The organism is Commensalibacter sp. W6292M3, from assembly GCF_016101315.1.
GTDB lineage: Bacteria > Pseudomonadota > Alphaproteobacteria > Acetobacterales > Acetobacteraceae > Commensalibacter > Commensalibacter melissae.
In genome coordinates this window covers 22027-40473 of the sequence record NZ_JACFQT010000001.1, presented here as the reverse complement: position 1 = coordinate 40473, position 18447 = coordinate 22027, and the positions used below count along the sequence as shown (strand labels likewise).

Sequence of the window (18447 nt, the reverse complement as noted above, 5' to 3'; positions counted from 1 at the left end):
TAATTACCTAAAATAAATAACTCTTGAATTACATGACACTCTTTCCTAATTAATATGTATTATGCAAGGGACAAACATTCTTTCCCCTTTGGCTGTCCGGGCTTTATTGGCAAGCGCAGCCTTGTTTGCAGGCGTATCAACTGTATCCATACGGGCAACTACGCCAAAACAGTTAGATCAGCGTGAAGAAACAATCATTACACAAGCTAGAAATATTATTCGAAATGGTAATGGTCGTGTCAGCTTTCCTCGTCCGTTAAATTCAATGGATGAACAGCGTATTCGCTATATATTTGATCTACAACGCAAAGGGGATTTCAAAACGGCTCAATCTGAAACAATTCAGATTTCAGACAATTTGTTGCTCGGCGATATTCTTGCCGAGCGTTACCTAAACCCACATTTTTTACCAAATACAGGGCAATTAAAGTTATGGCTGAAAAATTTTGCATCTTATCCTGATTCACCTGATATTCAAAAGCGTCTGAACAATCTTGGCGCTATTAAAGTATCAATTCCCCTCAATCAGAATCTACCTATTGATAACAACAATAATGTCATGGCTTATTTGCAAAGCCTTGATCATCTTAATTTCGAAACCAATTCCTTCAAAAGAAATCCTTTGTTGGATCAAACTGTTCGTGAACGCAGCGCATCAGGTTGGCAGGGAGCGAAAAGTGCCTTGCAGCTTATTCAACAGACACGCGGAATGAATAATCTATATGCCGCACAATTACAGGCAGAAATAGCTCAACAGCTCTTTGCAATGAATTATTCAGATCATGCCTATCAACTGGCTAAAAATGCGTTTAAATCATCCAATTACCGCATTGGTTTGGCTGGATATGTCGCTGGATTAATTGCCTGGAAAAATAATGATCTTGATCAATCCTTGAAATTTTTTGCACAGGCTTCAAAGGCAGATATTATCACTACCAATATTAGAGCAGGTACTTATTTCTGGGCTGCACGTTCATGTCTAAGAAAGGAAAATAAACAGGAATATATTATCTGGTTGCGCAGATCGGCTTCGTTTGTGCATACCTTTTATGGTATTTTGTCCAACCAGATTCTAAAAGAAAACGATCATGATACTTCAACAGAGAAAACTGATTTTCATCCTTTACTAAATTTCCTTAAATTTTCTTCTACAACACTTTCTCAAGTGGATATCAACACTATTGAAGCCACTGCTGAGGGAAAAAGGTTTTTTGCCTTACTACAAGTGGACGAAAAAAAACGAGCTGAGATTATTTTAAAACAGATATGGATAAAAAATAGAAAGAATCTTGCCCTTTTGCATTCCATTCAATTGATTGCAAAAACCATAGGCGCAAACGATTTATCTAAACAGCTTGTTGAGATAATTTTACAAAATGAAAATCTTCTCGACCACAATAAAAGCTTACCCTTACCCAATTTACATCCAAGGAATGGCTACAAAATTAATCCGGCACTTATCTATGCGTTGATCCGTTTAGAATCAAATTTCAATAGCAAGGCTGTTTCGAATACAGGGGCACGTGGCCTAATGCAAATCATGCCTATGACAGCAAAATATATTGCAAAACAAAAAAATAACGTATCGATTCATCGTTTGGATGAACTGCAAAATTCCGCTTTAAATTTGGAAATCGGTCAATTATACCTTATCCATTTATCAGGACTTTATAACAAGAAAAACTATGATATGCTTCCAAAAGGGGGAAGCCTTATTCATATGCTGGCCAGTTATAATGCCGGACCTGTAATAACATCAAAATGGTTGAATTCAGCTGAGAATAACCAAGATCCATTACTGTTCATGGAAACAATTCCCATCAAGGAAACAAAAAACTATTTGCATAAAGCACTGACTTTTCTTTGGATTTATTCTGATAAGCTTGATTTACCCTCTCCTTCCTTAAAGGCTCTGGCTCAAAACAAATGGCCTAAATTTACAAATGAAGTAAAATTGGCCCAAGTCATTACATTACATTAAAAAAAGCCCTTTTCTTAAAAAAGAAAAGGGCTTTTTAAATACCTACTAGTTTTTTGCCACAGGTTGTCGGCTTGCCTTTACACGAGTAACCCGACGATTTTCCATCTCCAAAACCTCAAAAAGCCAACCTGAAAAAACAACCTTGTCACCTGTAACCGGGACTCTTCGTAAAAGTGCCAAAATCAATCCGGCGACCGTATGATAACTTCCTTCCGCAGGTAAATCTCCTAAATCCAGCTGATCCCTGACTTCATCGACCTGAGTCGTCCCTTCCAGTAAATATTCATTACTTATCCCTGACTCAAGACGGGGGGCATCCAGAGACTGATTAATTTCACCTACAATTATTTTAAAAATATCCGAAACCGTTACAATTCCCTCAAATGAGCCATATTCGTCAAGAACCAGTAATATTCCTAACAAATCACCCCTCAATCGTTCCAGAGCGTCCAAGGCAGACATACTATCCGGAACAACAAGAGGACGCTGTAAACAGGCATTAATTGACAAGCTGTTTTTATGTAAAAGCTGGCTAAACAAATCATTAACCAAAACCACACCAACAGGATTATCAATTCCATTTTCACAAACAACCAATCGTGTATGTGAAATATTGTACAAAGCCTGTTTCAATTTGTCCCCTGAAATAGAACGATCAATCCATATAATTTCATTCCTTGGACGCATAACAGCCCTGACAGGTCGGTCAGCCAGTCGTAGCAAACGTTCAATCATATCCCGTTCTTCAACTTCCAGCACACCAACCTTGGCACCCTCGGCAATGTAGGCCCTTAATTCCTCTTCTGTTACAGAGACAGAAACTTTATTATGTCTTCTTAATAATTTCAAAACGCATTCAGAGGATTTACTGAGGACCCAAACTGCAGGAGAGGCAATCTTTGATATAATTATAAATAGCCAGGACAGGCGGACAGCAATGACCTCAGGCTCTAGTAACGCCAGCTGCTTTGGAACCAGCTCCCCAAAAATTAGCATAAAAAAAGTAATAACCAAAACAACGATAAGAATCGACAAGTCATCTGCCCAGATTTTGATTAACGAAAATTGTTCAAGCCAATGCCTTAGACAATTTTCAATACGGGATCCCCCAAAAGCTCCCTCAAATATTGAAACAAGCGTAATACCAACCTGAATAGTGGGTAAAAAACTTTGTGGTTTATCAATTAATCGTAAAGCCCCTTCAACACCCTTCACCCCTTGATGTTGCATCGCAACCAGCCGGGCTTTTCGGCTTGATATTAAAGCAAGTTCGCCCATAGCGAAAATACCATTCAAAAAAATCAAGCATAAAATAACAATAATTGAAACAAGCATTTACTTAAATCCAATAAATGTAATCATAATAAAAAACAGAAATTACAAAAATAATCTAACAAAATTGTTACTAATAAAAAATAATAAATCTGTTATACTTATTTTTACTTTGAGTATGATTTAACATTTTTATTTTTATTTCTGTAATAAATTTGTTCCTTACACAACTATTAAAAAAGGCAAGCTTGAAAAACTAAGCTTGCCTTCCCTTTTATTCCACAAAAGATACCAATGTATAATCAGGCTTCCTGAACGGCCACCTTTTTAACACGACGAACTGCTGTCCGTTTTTTAACTGAATCCTTAGGCAGTTTCTTCATTAATTCCGCCACCTGTTCATTATAATCATATTTTGCCTGTCTCTGTTGTGACAAATCTATTTCGGGTGCCATCACACCTTCAACCTTAGGCCCTGTTAAAGCAACCTGAGCAATATGCCATGGACGTTTGATCGCATCCTTAACAGCGGTAGCTTCATATCCGGAATGAACCATGCAATTGGCGCATTTTTCGTAATTGCCCGTACCGTACTGATCCCATTGAGTTTCATTCATCAATGCTTCAAACGTCGGTGCATAACCTTCTCCCAACAGATAGCATGGACGTTGCCATCCAAAAACTGTTCTTAAAGGCTTACCCCAAGGAGTACAGTGATATTGCTCATTTCCAGCCAGAAAATTCAGGAATAATGGAGATTGCGTGAAACGCCATTTATGTCCCTTTCCCAATCTGAAAATTTCACGAAATAATTTTTTGGTATTTTGACGGTTCAGGAAATGTTCTTGATCTGGCGCCCTTTCATAGGCATAGCCAGGAGCAGTCATAATACCATCAACCCCCAACTCCATAACACTGTCAAAAAATGCCGCTACACGATATGGATCGGCATTATCAAACAGGGTGCAGTTGATTGAAACCCTGAACCCTTTAGACTTGGCAAGTTTTATTGCTGAAACGGCACGATCGTAAACCCCCTGCTGACAGACAGAAGCGTCATGCATGGACTTGTCACCATCCAAATGAATATCCCATGAAAAGAATGGAGATGGTTTATAATCGTCAATCTTTTTTTCAAGCAACAATCCATTAGTACACAGATATACATACCGTTTACGAGCGATCAATCCCTCAATAATCTGTGGCATTTCCTTATGCAACAAGGGTTCACCCCCTGCAACTGCCACGACAGGGGCACCACATTCAGCATCAGCATCCAAACATTCCTGCACACTCAATCGCTGATTCAATATCTCAGCAGGATAATCAATCTTTCCGCAACCAGAACAGGCCAAGTTACAACGTAATAAAGGCTCCAACATCAAAACGAGTGGATATTTTTCACGTCTTTTTAGATGTTGTTTAACAACGTAGCTACCGACTCGTACTGCCTGCATCAGAGGAACAGCCATTTATCTAAGCTCCCAAACCGGTTTAACCGATATTAACATATAACAAATGCGTCATTCATAAGATAAATGACCCTTAACAACAAGAAAAAAATATTATTAGTAAAAAACGTACTTTACGACAAAAACGTTTTATTTTAAATTTCAAAAGCCTTGCCGTCTCTCTTTTTCCTTCTTTAAAGTAACAATTTACTTCATAGATGTGTTCCTCAAGCAACAAATTTAATATCTCGTTTGAAAAAAAAGATAAAATCAGCCATAAAAGCTTAATAAAAAAGTGTAATATATTGTTCGCTTTTTATCCTTTTTTATTCATGAAAGGTGATAGATTTTACATAACGTGTATTTGAATATCATCTAAACTCGAGTATAAGCTAAAAAACTTAACATTTATATTAAGCTATTATGTAACAGTTACGGACGAAATATAACATGGATGAACAAACCGAAACGCCTAAGAACAAAGAAAATCTTATGGAAAATGAATCGGCTAATCATTTAAAATCCATTCCTACTTATGGACGTTTCCCTTTATTAGACCGCGTTCATACCCCAACAGATCTCAAAAACCTTTCCATTGAACAGCTAGAACAGCTAGCCAAGGAATTACGTGCCGAAACAATAGATGTCGTTTCCACAACAGGTGGACATTTAGGGGCCTCTTTGGGTGTGGTTGAACTTACTGTTGCATTACATGCTGTTTTTGATACACCAAATGACTCACTAATATGGGATGTTGGTCATCAGGCTTATCCCCACAAAATATTAACTGGTCGTCGTGAATTTATTCGTACATTACGTCAACCTGGAGGATTATCAGGCTTTACAAAACGTTCAGAAAGTATATACGACCCTTTCGGAGCCGCCCATTCCTCAACCTCGATCTCGGCAGGATTGGGTATAGCTGTTGCAAACCATTTTAAGGCCAAAAAAGATCCAGCATATGATGAACGCAGTGTCATAGCGGTAATCGGTGACGGATCCATTTCAGCTGGTATGGCCTATGAGGCCATGAATAATGCTGCAGTTGCTGGGCCAGGTGCAGAACGATTAATTGTCATCCTGAACGATAATGAAATGTCCATTGCCCCACCTGTCGGTTCAATGTCCGTTTATCTATCGCAGCTTCTCTCGTCACGTCATTTCTTGGGGCTAAGAGATCTTGCCGCCAGAGTTGCCAGCAAATTACCCGAGAGTCTTGAAAAAAAGGCAAAACGGGCCGAAGAATATGCCCGTGCTTTAATGACGGGCGGGACATTGTTTGAGGAACTAGGTTTCTATTATGTGGGACCAATTGATGGACATAATTTACAACAACTGGTTCCTGTCTTAAGAAATCTGCGCGATGCCGAACATATCGGTCCAGTGCTTTTACATGTCGTAACCCAAAAGGGACATGGATATAAACCAGCTGAATCTTCAGGCGATAAATATCATGCTGTCTCCAAATTCAATGTCATAACAGGAAAACAGAATAAAGGACCGCCCGGACCACCATCGTATACCTCGGTTTTCAGTAATGAACTACTGAAATGCGCTGAAAAAGATGACAAAATTATTGCCATAACCGCTGCGATGCCATCTGGTACAGGATTAGACAAATTTGAACAGAAATTTCCTGAACGTTATTTTGACGTCGGCATTGCTGAACAACATGCGGTTACATTTGCCGCAGGTCTGGCAACCGAGGGGTTAAGACCTTTCTGTGCTATATATTCCTCTTTTCTGCAACGTGCCTATGATCAAGTCATGCATGACGTTGTCCTGCAGAATTTACCTGTTCGTTTCGCCATTGATCGCGCTGGACTGGTTGGAGCTGATGGGGCAACCCACGCTGGTACCTTTGATATTGCATATTTGGGATGTCTACCAAATATTGTTATCATGGCTCCCAGCAATGAAGTTGAATTAGCTCATATGACAGCAACCGCAGCAGCTTTTGATGAAGGTCCAATCGCCTTCAGATATCCACGTGGCCCTGGTATTGGTCTTTCTTTACCAGCAGAAAGTCAAATTCTTCCAATTGGTAAAGGAAAAATCATTCAGGAAATGGGAGAGCAAACCGGTGATGAAAAGGGGGGAATTGCCATCTTGTCTTTCGGAGCCCGTTTGACAGAATGTTTAAAAGCTGCCGAAACCCTTAAACAATATGGACTGCCCCCTACAATTGTCGACGCTCGTTTTGCTAAGCCTCTTGACAAAGGATTAATTGATCAGCTGGCTAGAAACCATAAGGTTCTTATCACTATTGAGGAGGGATCAACAGGCGGATTTGGAGCATTTGTCATGCAACATCTTGCCCAGAACGGTCTTTTAGATCATGTAAGGTTCAGGCCAATGGTTCTACCTGATTATTTCATTAACCATAATACCCAAACCGCGCAATATATTGAGGCAGGTTTAGATGCTCCATCTATTGTCAAAACCGCTTTAAAAGCTTTAGATGTACCTTTGGAAATTTAAATATAAAAAGTTTAGGTAGATTCAACTATGAAATTTCATCGTTATATCCTGTTATGCAGTGTTACAGCCTTTATAGGCTTTAATTCTCCAATCGCAATTCATGCAAATGATACTGCCGTCCGTCCTGTTTCTGTAACCGGATCTGATACAGAAAATTCCATTAAAACACCTGTTGTCAATCTGTATCGCATCCTAAGCCAACTTCAACAGTCCAAGCAAACCCCTGCTGAAAAAGGCATGACCGCTCTTAGAAAAGTTTTAAATGATTCCTATGATTTCTCTTCAATTTTAAGCAGTACGGTTGGCTATCGTTACGATTCATATTCCGAAGCTGAAAAAGAGCAGCTTTTGCAAGCTTTCACTAATTATACAGTTGCACGGTATTATTCCAGTTTTGCCAAAGAAAAAGGTACGGGATTTAAAATTTTACCAAATGTTAAAAATGCAATGACAAACGATGATAAAATTATTAAAACCAGGGTTGGGGACGCAAGTGATATGGGATCAGCAACAGAAATCAACTATCTGTTGCGTAAAACCCCACAAGGATGGAAAATTGTCGATGTGTTGCTGAATGGTCATATCAGTCAAATCGCCATTCAACATGGTGACTTTAGCTCGACCCTGGCAAAAGGTGGCAGTCAAGGATTGATTGAAATGTTAAACAAGAAAACACAATCCTTCATGTCAAAAAACAACTCCTAATCTAACAGTCTATATGTTTTGGTCCTTACAAACGAAAATTAAATTAACACGGATTTTATCCATTTGTACATTACTGGGGTGCATTCAATCTGGAATCAGCTGTCTGCTTATCTATTTCTTTAAAAAAAAAATCAAAAACAAAAAAAAATATACAGCCCCCTCTTCCCTTCCCCCAGTAACAATCTTAAAGCCTTTGGCTAATGCAGAACCCCTCCTTTATGAGGCTTTACAAAGTTTCTGCGAACAGGATTATCCAGATTTTCAATTAATTTTTGGCGTTCAAGATAGAAAAGATCCTGCAATTAAAATTGTTCATCATCTACAGAATCAATATCCCAATCACGATATTAAACTGGTTATCAATCCAAAAATTCACGGGGTAAACCGCAAAGTATCAAATTTAATAAACATGTTTGCCTACGCAATCCATGACTGTCTACTTATTTCAGATTCCGATATTCACACACCGCATCAGAATTATTTAAGAGAAACCATTCCCTTATTGGATAATGACAATGTTGGACTGATAACCTCTTTATATAGTGGATTACCTTATGAATCCTCTATTGTCCAAATGCTGGCCAGTGCTCATATCAATTATAACTTTATGCCGGGCGTGATACTTTCACGCTATCTGGGCCGTCAGGATTGTTTTGGTGCCTGTGTTGCAATCAAACGATCCATACTTATGAAAATTGGCGGATTAAAAGCTCTGTTACCCTATATTGCAGACGATGCAAAACTTGGAGAGCTTATCAGAAAACAAAATTTAGAGGTTGTTCTTTCACCTTCCATCGTTAAGACAACTGTTTCTGAAAATACTTTTCAAGCTTTATATAAACATGAGTTGCGCTGGAATCGTACCGTTTTTACGGTGGAACCCCTTGGTTTTACATGCTCTTTCATCCAGCTTCCCCTATTCTGGATTTCTCTTGCTGTTTTACTGAACCCTCTGAAAAAAAAATCATGGATTAATTTTTTAAGCTGCTGGATTTTTCAGTCTATTTGTTGTTTAGTAATCAATAAAAAGATTAAACTTGACCTTAAGTTAATTCCTTTCCTGTTACCCTTAAGAGACTGGATCTCGGCTTCTATTATGATGAGAAGTATTTTCAAAGAAGATATTGAATGGCGTGGACAAAAAATGACTTTTAAAAAAAACCAAGGTTCCAATAGTTAAACGATAGTGATAGATAATTGAACCAATTAAGTATTTTTAAACAACCATAATAAAATAGAAAAAATCAAAGGATTAGTTCCATCATGATGAAGACTCTGTTTCTACAACCTCCCTCCTTTGAAGGTTTTGATGGAGGTGCAGGTTCCCGCTACCAAGCCAAGCGCGAAATTAAATCATTCTGGTATCCAACTTGGTTGGCCCAACCGGCAGCCCTTATCCCGAACAGTCGCCTGATTGATGCACCCCCTGCAAGAATGACGATGGAACCCATTCTTGCTGATGTGAAAAACCGTGATCTGGTGATCATGCATACTTCTACCCCATCCTTTTCATCGGATGTCAAGGTTGCAAAAATGCTCAAGGATGCAAATCCTTCCCTCAAAATTGGCATGGTCGGTGCAAAGGTTGCTGTTCAACCCCAGGAAAGTCTCGAAAAGAGCGATGTTATTGATTTTGTAGCCCGGAATGAATTTGACTTTACATTGAAAGAAGTCGCAGAAGGTCGCGATTTCAAAGATATTGACGGCATATCCTGGCGGGATGCGAATGGCAAAATTGTTCATAATAAAAACAGGGCAATAATTGAAAATATGGATTCCTTGCCTTTTGTTACCGAGGTTTACAAAAGAGATCTTCATATTGAAGATTATTTCATTGGATATTTAAAACATCCATATCTTTCCCTATATACTGGCCGTGGATGCAAATCACGCTGCACGTTCTGCCTGTGGCCACAAACAGTAGGTGGACATCGTTATCGTACACGAAGTCCAGAACATGTCGCGGCAGAAATTCGTTTGGCTCAACAATATTTTCCACAAGTTAAAGAATTTTTCTTTGATGATGATACATTTACAGATGATCTTCCTCGTGCGGAGGCAATCGCTCGTGAATTGGGAAAATTAGGGGTGACCTGGTCCTGTAACGCCAAGGCGAATGTTCCCCGTAGCACCTTGAAAGTGTTAAAGGATAATGGGTTGCGCCTATTGCTGGTTGGTTATGAAAGCGGAAATCAGCAAATCCTGCATAACATTAAAAAGGGAATGCGAATCGAGGTTGCACGTGAATTCACAAAAAACTGTCATGAACTTGGAATTAAAATCCACGGCACCTTTATTCTCGGTTTACCAGGAGAGACCAAGGAAACAATCCAGGAAACAATCAAATTCGCCACTGAAATCAACCCTCATACTTTACAGGTTTCCCTAGCCGCTCCATATCCAGGAACATTTCTGCATCAGCAGGCACTTGAAAATGGATGGCTGGATGAAAATAATGCGGAATTGATTGATGAACATGGCGTTCAGATCGCCCCTTTGCATTATCCTCATTTATCTCATACGGAAATTTTTGATAGCGTTGAAACATTTTATAAGAAATTTTACTTTCGCGCTCCCAAAATAGCTTCTATTGTAGGAGAGATGATCACCAGCCCACAAATGATGAAACGTCGCTTACGTGAAGGCGTCGAATTTTTCCAATTTCTACGAGATCGCCATACATCATAATAAACGATAAAGAAATTTTGTGACAAGAAAAATTCTTATTTCAGCAGATGATTTCGGTTTATCTGTCGAGGTCAATGAGGCAATTGAAATTGCACATCGGCAAGGGGTTCTGAGTACTGCGAATCTTATGATTGCAGGCGATGCAGCTGAGGATGCAATCATAAGAGCCAAAAGAATGCCAAATTTGCAGGTTGGATTGCATGTTGTTGTCATTGAGGGAAAATCGATTTTGCCAAAAAGTGAAATTCCACTTCTTGTCGATGAAAATCGTCTTTTCCCCTCACAACAACTTAAAATGGGAATCAACTACTTTTTCAATCAACACATCCGTAGACAACTGGAAAAGGAAATCAGGGCTCAATTTGAAACCTTTAGAAAAACAGGACTGGCTCTTGATCATATCGATGTGCATAAACATATGCATCTTCACCCAACCATTGCTCAGCTTATTATAAAAATCAGTCATGATTATCGGTTGCAACGAATAAGACTTCCCAAAGAACCTGTTAAGATTCTCAGATCCATTGATCAGACAACCAATCTAGATAATACAAATAACTTGCTGGTTTATTATTGGTGCAAACTTCTTGAGGAACAGATCAAAAAAGCCGGGATGAAATCTTTTGATTGGTGCTTTGGCTTATCCTGGTGTGGGCATATGACATTTGACCGTATCCAGAAATTAATCCCGTCCCTACCACAAGGTAATTCTGAATTGTTTTTCCATCCTGCAACCACAAAAACGGGATTATATAATCAACTTATGCCTCAATATGAACCTGAAAAGGAGCTGGAGACCCTCTGTCACCCAGACTTCCCCAAGCTGCTTCAGGAACATGGCATTCATCCAATTACTTGGAAAAACATTTAAAATATCTCAACGGATAGCTGTTTCAATCCAGCCTTTCAATTTTTCTTTTGGTAAGGCTCCTACCTTGGTTGATAAAGGCTGTCCATCTTTGAACAAGATAAGGGTTGGAATTCCCCTAACTCCATAATTTGTTGGCACCTCAGGGTTTTCCTCGACATTAACCTTGGCAACAACTAATTTACCCTGCATTTCCTTTGCTAATTCTTCCAAAACTGGAGCAATCATTTTGCAAGGTCCGCACCATTCCGCCCAAAAATCAACCAGGACGATTTGATCGGATTTCAATACATCCTGTTCAAAACTTTGATCTGTTACTTTTTTAGTAAATTCGCTCATTTCTACCTCATAAATTTTAAAATAATCTTCATATCTACTAAATAGATGACTTTCCTTGATGTCAAATATTATTAAGATTGTCTATATCTGTGCCGGCAAATATTTTTCAAGTAAAGCAATGGGCAATTTCATTATTTTTAGAGCATCTGTCCAAATCAGTAACGGCTCAATTTGATGATATGGATAAATTTCCTTTAATAAGATCCAATAAGATGCCATCTGCCTTAAATAAATTTTGGATACCATTTCAACAGTATCCGGCACTTTTTGACCGGATTTAAAATCACATAGTAAAATTTTATCCGGTAAAATACGCATACGATCAATCTGACCCGTAATGACAAGATCATTGACAATACCTGTTACAGGTTGTTCAACCAAACTATCAGAATCAAACAATTTTTGTAATTCTGGATTATTAATCAACTGGATAACTTGATGAACAATTTTATCCAATTCCTGACCGGATAGTTTAACATTTTCTCGCTTGAACCATTGATATGCCAAGTCATAACGCTTTTCACAAGGGTAATTTGGCAAATATTGTAATAAGGCATGAATGATTCGACCACGATAAAAAGGATCTTTTTTCTTTCTTGTTTTAACCGGTGATATTTTAGAAGGAACCTCACCAAATATTATCCCGTCTGGTCGACTTGGAATATAATGGGGTAATATGACATTTTCATCAGGTAACGCAACAGCCTTTCCTTTTTGTTGCAACCATTTGGGCAAAATTATTGATTTGCTGGATTGATTTCCAAAATCATCCGGTGAACAATTCGTATTGTATGAAAGGGAATTACTTTTATTTTCTATAAAATGATGTGTTCCTTCCCAAATTTCTTGGAAAAAACAGGCCTGCAAATCAGGCAACTGCTTCATCGCCTTTTCACAATAATCATACCAAGTGTTTTCAGTTTTTTTATTTTTGGATTTTTGCCAGCCACAAACCAATAACCATTCACTTGCACGCGTTAAAGCAACATAAAGCAGACGATTGCTTTCCTCGGTATCCAATTGCAATTTAAATGACCTATATTCTTTACTTTCCCTAATATCGCAATTTTTATTTGGAACATATAAAGGGATTTTGATATTCTTTTCCGCATCCTCTTTCCAAACCAGAACCTGATCAGATTGAAATCCGCCCTGTTTAGATGCGGGATTCATGGTATCAGGTAAAATGACTAAACGCCCCTGCAGTCCTTTCGCACCATGTACCGTCATGATCCTAACCATATCAAGGTCTGCTTCCGCCTCGTTTTTTATGGTACGTTCGGATTGTTTCAACCAATATAAAAAACCCTGTAAAGATGGGATATGATTATCTTCATATTGCATTGCCTGGAAAAGTAATTCATCAATCGCCTCAAGTGCCTCTTCCCCCAAACGGGCGAGAAATCTTTCCCGTCCACGATGTTCCCCCAAAATCTCAACCAACAAGGCATAGGGCGTAACATAATCCACTCTGGCAAACAATTTTGAGAGCATTAACCATGCCTCCTGCCAGTCTTTCCTTTCCAAATGCCGAATAAACAAGGCATTCCACAAAGTCTGGCCTTTTATTCTTGATCCGGCAAGCTCCATAAGACTTTCTTCATCCAAACCACCCAAAGGTGATTTTAAGACACATGCCAAGGTTAAATCATCCTGCGGCAATAAAAGCACCTCACAAAGTACCATTAGATCCTGTACGGCTATTTGATCAAGCAATTGTGTTTTAACCAGATTGACCAATGGAATATTTTTCATTTTCAGAGCCCGGATCAAGGCCCGTGAAAAATCAGATCGTTTCCGGATTAAAATAAGGATATCACCTGCCCTGATGGGACGCCCACCATAAGGTGGTAACCTGCCAATCTGTCCCTTAATCCAATCGGCAAGACATTCAGCCAAAACCATGTCAGGTGTTGAATGATACTGATTTTTCCTCAATGGTTTCCATAAGGTTTCCAAATCCTCCTCTTCCATATCATCCATCATCGCTAATGGCCATATATCAACCCGCCCGGGAGCAGATATCTTCGCCGAACGATGCTGGCGAAACTGATCCATTGATAAATTATCCCAGACGCCTGTTAATCCATTTTCAGGCGAAAAGACCTGATCTACGAAATCAAGAATAATCTGACTGGAACGAAAGGAAACCCGTAATTGGGGATCCGCCCATAATTTACCTGCCTCTTTTACCTTTTTTGATATTTTTTCACGAAAATTAAAAAATTCCTGTGGCTTTGCTCCCTGAAAAGAATAGATGGATTGTTTGTAATCTCCAACAGCAAAAATCGTTCTGGAATGATGCGAAACAGGATCCTTACCCAATCCCGCAAAAAATTCAGACGAAATATTATCTGCAATCCGCCATTGTTCAGCCGAATTATCCTGTACTTCATCCAACAAAATATGTTCCAAACCGCCATCGAGCTTGAACAAAACCCAAGCGGCACCAGGATTATTAAGCAAATCCAAAGTGTAATTAATCAAATCACTGTAATGCAAAACTCCTTGGGCACGTTTAATATCTTGATAATGTTGCCAAATTAATGAAAAGACATTCAAAAGAGCCCCTGTATATTCATAAATGTCATAGCGATTGATTGTTTCAGCAATCTGATACATATAGTCAGCCTGTTCATTCAACAAAACTGCAATCGCGTTATTTTCCCCCTTATTGACAGTAAAATTTTTAACTTCACCATTTTTTTTAAGCAAGGTCTCCTGCATTATATCCCATTGGACAATTCGTTGATCGCTCGAAAGATCAAACCATCGAATACAAGATTCTATTGCCGCTCTAGATTTTTTATTTTTAATATCCCGATTCAGTTCCAGACATTTTCTAATGTCCTTTTCTGCTGGCCAGATTTCACATACACGAGCTAAATAATCCTGTTTATTGGAAAAATCCAGCTTTAAACATGACCGTAAATAAGCGGAAAATTGTCGCTGTTGAATCAAACGTAAAACTGGCTGTAAATATTGCTGATTTTGTTGTAGTTCCTGTAAAAGCTCCAAAAAATGATTATTATTGATTAATGGGCTTAAGACCTGAATATCATGATCAGAAATTTCATCAATTTTTTCGTTAAAAGCCCTTTTGAAGGTCAATAAATTATCACCCTCCTCAATAACCCTGAACTGAGGAATAATTCTGGCCTCCAAAGGGAAACGCTGCAGGATAGATTGACAAAATGCATGATTGGTTTCAATCCGCATACCCCCTGGTAAATCCAAAATTTCTGCAAACAATGCCCGAGCCGCTCTGCGCATCTTATCGCACGGTTTAATTTGTAAATCGAGCAAAGCCCTATCCAGTTCTTGATTCGTATAGCCAACCCATTCACTTAATTTTTTTTGCAACCGAATTGCCATTTCGGCAGCCGCGGATTTGGAATAGGTTAAACATTGGATCCGCTGCGGTTGTATACCGGGATGAATTTTACCCTTTTTATCAGTCCAGGGCATCATTAACCGTAATAAACGATCAACAAGAAGTTTTGTTTTACCGCTTCCTGCAGATGCGGATACAAAAACTGAATAATGCGGATTAGAGGCATCTCTTTGTTGCCTGTTCGCTTCTTCAACAGGATCTGGAAAAGAAAACTGCCGCTGCATCATGATCCCCCAGTTCCCAGTCCCCATTCAAGAAAACGAGCCAAATGCTTATAATCTCCAAAAACAGGCAGGGTTTGTACATATTCTTTTATTAAATGAGGACGTGGACGGGATAAATAAGGCTGTTCCTGGTCACAATAAGCAATAATTAGCTTTTGAAGAACTTGCCAGTATCTTTCGCTTAAATTTGTGGCATCCCCTTCTTTTTGAATATTATCTATATGGATTTCCTTACCTTCCTCTATTCCCCCCTTTAACTCCCAATATGTAAATTTAGAAATTTCATGTTCAGCCAGACTTTTATCAAACCCGCCATAATAAACCATTGCCGCTTCCAAGGGTAACTGCGGAAACAATCCGTTCTTCACATTTATACACGCAGGGGTAACACCTGTTTTGTAATCATATATTTCTACAGTTCCATCCGTGTTTAGCTGTATCCGATCCGCAATACCCCGTAAGGTGAAGTCAATTCCTGCGGTCAACTGAAAATAATGATGGCCTTCTTTTTCAAGATAAAACTGAGGAAGCATTCGACTATTACGACGTGACTTTTCCTGCTGGTAAACCCAATGGGCAATTTTTAATAACCGTGCATGCCACCATTTTTTATAAGAAATTAAGATATCCTGACGTTTATCCAGTGCATCCAAAAGAGTCTGCTCTATTCCGCTTAGCGTCCATTGTTTGCTATAATTTTCATAAACATTCTTTAACCCTTCATGAACTATCAACCCAAAAATACTAGTTGATCGATCTTCCTCCAAACCAACAATTTTTCTTAAATTAAGTATTTTTTTCGCATAAATCTCATAAGGATCCTTTATCCATCGCTCAACATCAGTTATGGAAATGGATTTTGGACGCAACGCCGGCAAAGGTTTCGGAGAAGGACATTCCATTGGGGTTGGAGATCCATCTGGTTGATCAAGATATTTTGTCCACAACAAAGCCGGATGCTGCTGAATCACACTCTTGCGCCCCTTCAACCACGCCTTAAGACGGACAATCCAACGTGATTGCACAACTGGCGCATTTTCCTGTCTTAACGGTGAAGACAAAATCACTTCTGGTATCGAACAACACAAAGCCATAAAAGCATAGGCTGTACGACCTATTTCAATATCCGGCAATCCCATCCCCATTTTTTCACGCATCGGGCGGCTTAGCCAAGAACCAGAATCAATGGAGGGTGGCCATACCCCTTCGGATAATCCCCCTAAAATTACCATATCAACATTCTGCAACCGTGCTTCAAGCAATCCCCAGATATATACCCTTGGATGAAGCTGTCTAACTTCTCTCCCTTGTAGGGCACGGCGCGTGTGAACAATTAATCCTTGAAACGATGCCCTGAAAATACTGGCAAATTCAGATAAAGTAACCACCTTTATATATTCAGTTTCAACAATAAGATCTCTTAAATGCTCGGCAAGTGCATTTCCTTCTTCAGCTTTCCATAGAATATCCTCTCCATTCTGTTCTTGATTAGAGGCAAGCTGTTCCGCAGCTCTTGCCAAATACGTCACCCATTCGCCAACCGTATATTTTGTAGTTTTTCCCAACAGAGTTTGCACATTCTGTTTCAATCGATCCAGCAAGCTGACCAATTCAGACGAGTTAGAAAAAAAATATGCGATATCGGTTCTTAGGGTATCCTTATCCAACAGCTTAATTTCTTCGATTTTCCGCTTCAATGCCGCTTGAATGACTGATAAACCAGAGGCTGCAAATTGTCTTAGAATAAAGATCTCCAACAAACGGCTATAATCACGGCATAAACTGGCAGGCAATCCACAACAAGCAAATGGATGTTTAAGTAAGGATAATAAAGATAAAGGGGTAAAATCCTCGACACAAGCTTGCAAAATCAAATTTAAAAAGACTGTGCCGGCCGTTTTATAAAGTGGTTCACCAGCACTATCATCCGCGATAACCCCCCACCGTCCCAGTTCCAGAGAAACACGCATTGCCAAATTACGATCAGGTGTAACAAGTGCAATTCTTTTCTGTGGAATTTCCAGGGCATCTCGAATCATTAACGCAATGGCTATTGCCTCTTGCTGCTGATTGAGCGGTTCAATTAAAAAACATTGATCCAAATGTACAGGACGCCGGTTTATTAACCAGCTTTCCAAACGGTCAGCAGGTAATAAAATTTGCTGAAATGCTGATATACGCTCCTTACAAATTGGTTGAACACATGTATGATCCCAGTATTGAAAATCAGAACGCTTAATACCTAATGCCGAAAACATTTTGACAAGTTCGGCGTAGGGATGCGTGATAGGCAAAGCATTCCAGCTTTCCTCTGACAAATCCTCCTGTAACCCGGAAACAATCAAACGTCCGCGTGGCAATTGAACAACCGTGGACAGAAATTCAACAATAACGGGCCTTGCATCTGCAAATCCGACCACCCAAACTGGATCCTGGCATCCAGAATTCCGCCAACTTTTAGCCTGGGCTTTTAAAAGAGCTATTACCCTTTCTACGGGATTCATCAATTGATTATCCTGTAACCATTGAGGCCATATCTCGGTTATAATTGATAGAAATTTTAGAATATTTTGCCAGTGCTGTGCATATTCATCCTCAACCGCTTTTGATAAAGCCGTCTTTAAATCACATCCAATCCATTCCGCCTCATCCATTAAATCAGCCAGGGATTTAGCCAAGTTCCAAGCTTCACCAGCCTGAATTTGATTACCAAGCTCATGATTCATTTGTATAATTAACGATGTCAGAATTGATAATCTTTTTACAGGATGAACTGCGGGAAAAAGTGTCAGTTCCTCTTTGCTATTAAAAGATAATCCTGCCTCTTCTATAGTGCCAATGGAAATAATTTTGGGTAAAAGCAGCGGTTTCCCTTTATTAACTTTAATAAAACTATTAATTAACGCTTTTACGGTTCTCTGATTGGGAACAATAACCATTCCACACGGGTAACCCCCTTGAGAATGCATCTCCTCCATCCATTTTTGGGCAATCGTATCCAAAAATACTGCATTAAAGGGGATCGTGATATATTTAGACATTTT

Annotated in this window: 11 protein-coding genes; 6 read left to right on the top strand and 5 right to left on the bottom strand. The window is 39.1% G+C overall.

All coding sequences use genetic code 11. The annotated features are described in order from the left end of the window. Positions 1 to 61: 61 nt before the first annotated feature. Entirely contained in the window at positions 62 to 1981 is a 1920-nt protein-coding gene (locus tag H3T57_RS00180; RefSeq protein ID WP_198192474.1) for a lytic transglycosylase domain-containing protein, read from the top strand. Positions 1982 to 2026: 45 nt separating this feature from the next. Here the strand turns inward: H3T57_RS00180 and H3T57_RS00175 are convergent, their stop codons facing one another. Further along, positions 2027 to 3316, bottom strand: a complete 1290-nt coding sequence (locus H3T57_RS00175) for a hemolysin family protein (RefSeq protein ID WP_155565909.1) — start codon at positions 3314 to 3316, stop codon at positions 2027 to 2029. A gap of 239 nt (positions 3317 to 3555) precedes the next feature. Beyond that, positions 3556 to 4725: an adenosyl-hopene transferase HpnH gene (hpnH, locus tag H3T57_RS00170; RefSeq protein WP_155565910.1), complete on the bottom strand. Its 1170-nt coding sequence runs from the start codon at positions 4723 to 4725 to the stop codon at positions 3556 to 3558. Between the two features lie 471 nt (positions 4726 to 5196). Here hpnH and dxs point away from each other — a divergent pair, with 471 nt between their 5' ends. The 5 genes from dxs (at position 5197) to hpnK (ending at position 11449) form a co-directional block, all read left to right on the top strand. Beyond that, a complete protein-coding gene (gene dxs, locus H3T57_RS00165) occupies positions 5197 to 7185 on the top strand; it encodes a 1-deoxy-D-xylulose-5-phosphate synthase (RefSeq protein WP_155569629.1) in 1989 nt (662 codons plus the stop codon). A gap of 27 nt (positions 7186 to 7212) precedes the next feature. Further along, positions 7213 to 7890 (top strand): ABC transporter substrate-binding protein, encoded by a 678-nt coding sequence (locus H3T57_RS00160; RefSeq protein ID WP_198192473.1) that lies wholly within the window; start codon positions 7213 to 7215, stop codon positions 7888 to 7890. A gap of 13 nt (positions 7891 to 7903) precedes the next feature. After that, positions 7904 to 9070 carry a bacteriohopanetetrol glucosamine biosynthesis glycosyltransferase HpnI gene (gene hpnI / locus H3T57_RS00155; RefSeq protein WP_198192471.1) on the top strand — a complete coding sequence of 389 codons (1167 nt, stop codon included), beginning with the start codon at positions 7904 to 7906 and terminating at the stop codon, positions 9068 to 9070. Positions 9071 to 9153: 83 nt separating this feature from the next. Continuing rightward, positions 9154 to 10578: a hopanoid biosynthesis associated radical SAM protein HpnJ gene (hpnJ, locus tag H3T57_RS00150; RefSeq protein WP_110438558.1), complete on the top strand. Its 1425-nt coding sequence runs from the start codon at positions 9154 to 9156 to the stop codon at positions 10576 to 10578. Positions 10579 to 10597: 19 nt separating this feature from the next. Beyond that, positions 10598 to 11449, top strand: a complete 852-nt coding sequence (gene hpnK, locus H3T57_RS00145; protein WP_198192468.1) for a hopanoid biosynthesis-associated protein HpnK — start codon at positions 10598 to 10600, stop codon at positions 11447 to 11449. A 6-nt stretch (positions 11450 to 11455) separates the two neighbouring features. On the opposite strand, the gene trxA is transcribed toward hpnK, so the two are convergent. From trxA to addB, 3 genes are all read right to left on the bottom strand, one after another. Further along, a complete protein-coding gene (gene trxA, locus H3T57_RS00140) occupies positions 11456 to 11785 on the bottom strand; it encodes a thioredoxin TrxA (protein ID WP_110438560.1) in 330 nt (109 codons plus the stop codon). A gap of 81 nt (positions 11786 to 11866) precedes the next feature. Continuing rightward, on the bottom strand, positions 11867 to 15430 hold the full coding sequence (gene addA / locus H3T57_RS00135) for a double-strand break repair helicase AddA (protein ID WP_198192466.1): 3564 nt from the start codon (positions 15428 to 15430) through the stop codon (positions 11867 to 11869). Beyond that, the gene (addB, locus tag H3T57_RS00130; protein WP_198192464.1) at positions 15403 to 18444 is read right to left on the bottom strand and encodes a double-strand break repair protein AddB; all 3042 of its coding nucleotides are present in this window, start codon (positions 18442 to 18444) and stop codon (positions 15403 to 15405) included. Before addB ends, addA begins: the two co-directional genes overlap by 28 nt. Between the last annotated feature and the right edge of the window lie 3 nt (positions 18445 to 18447).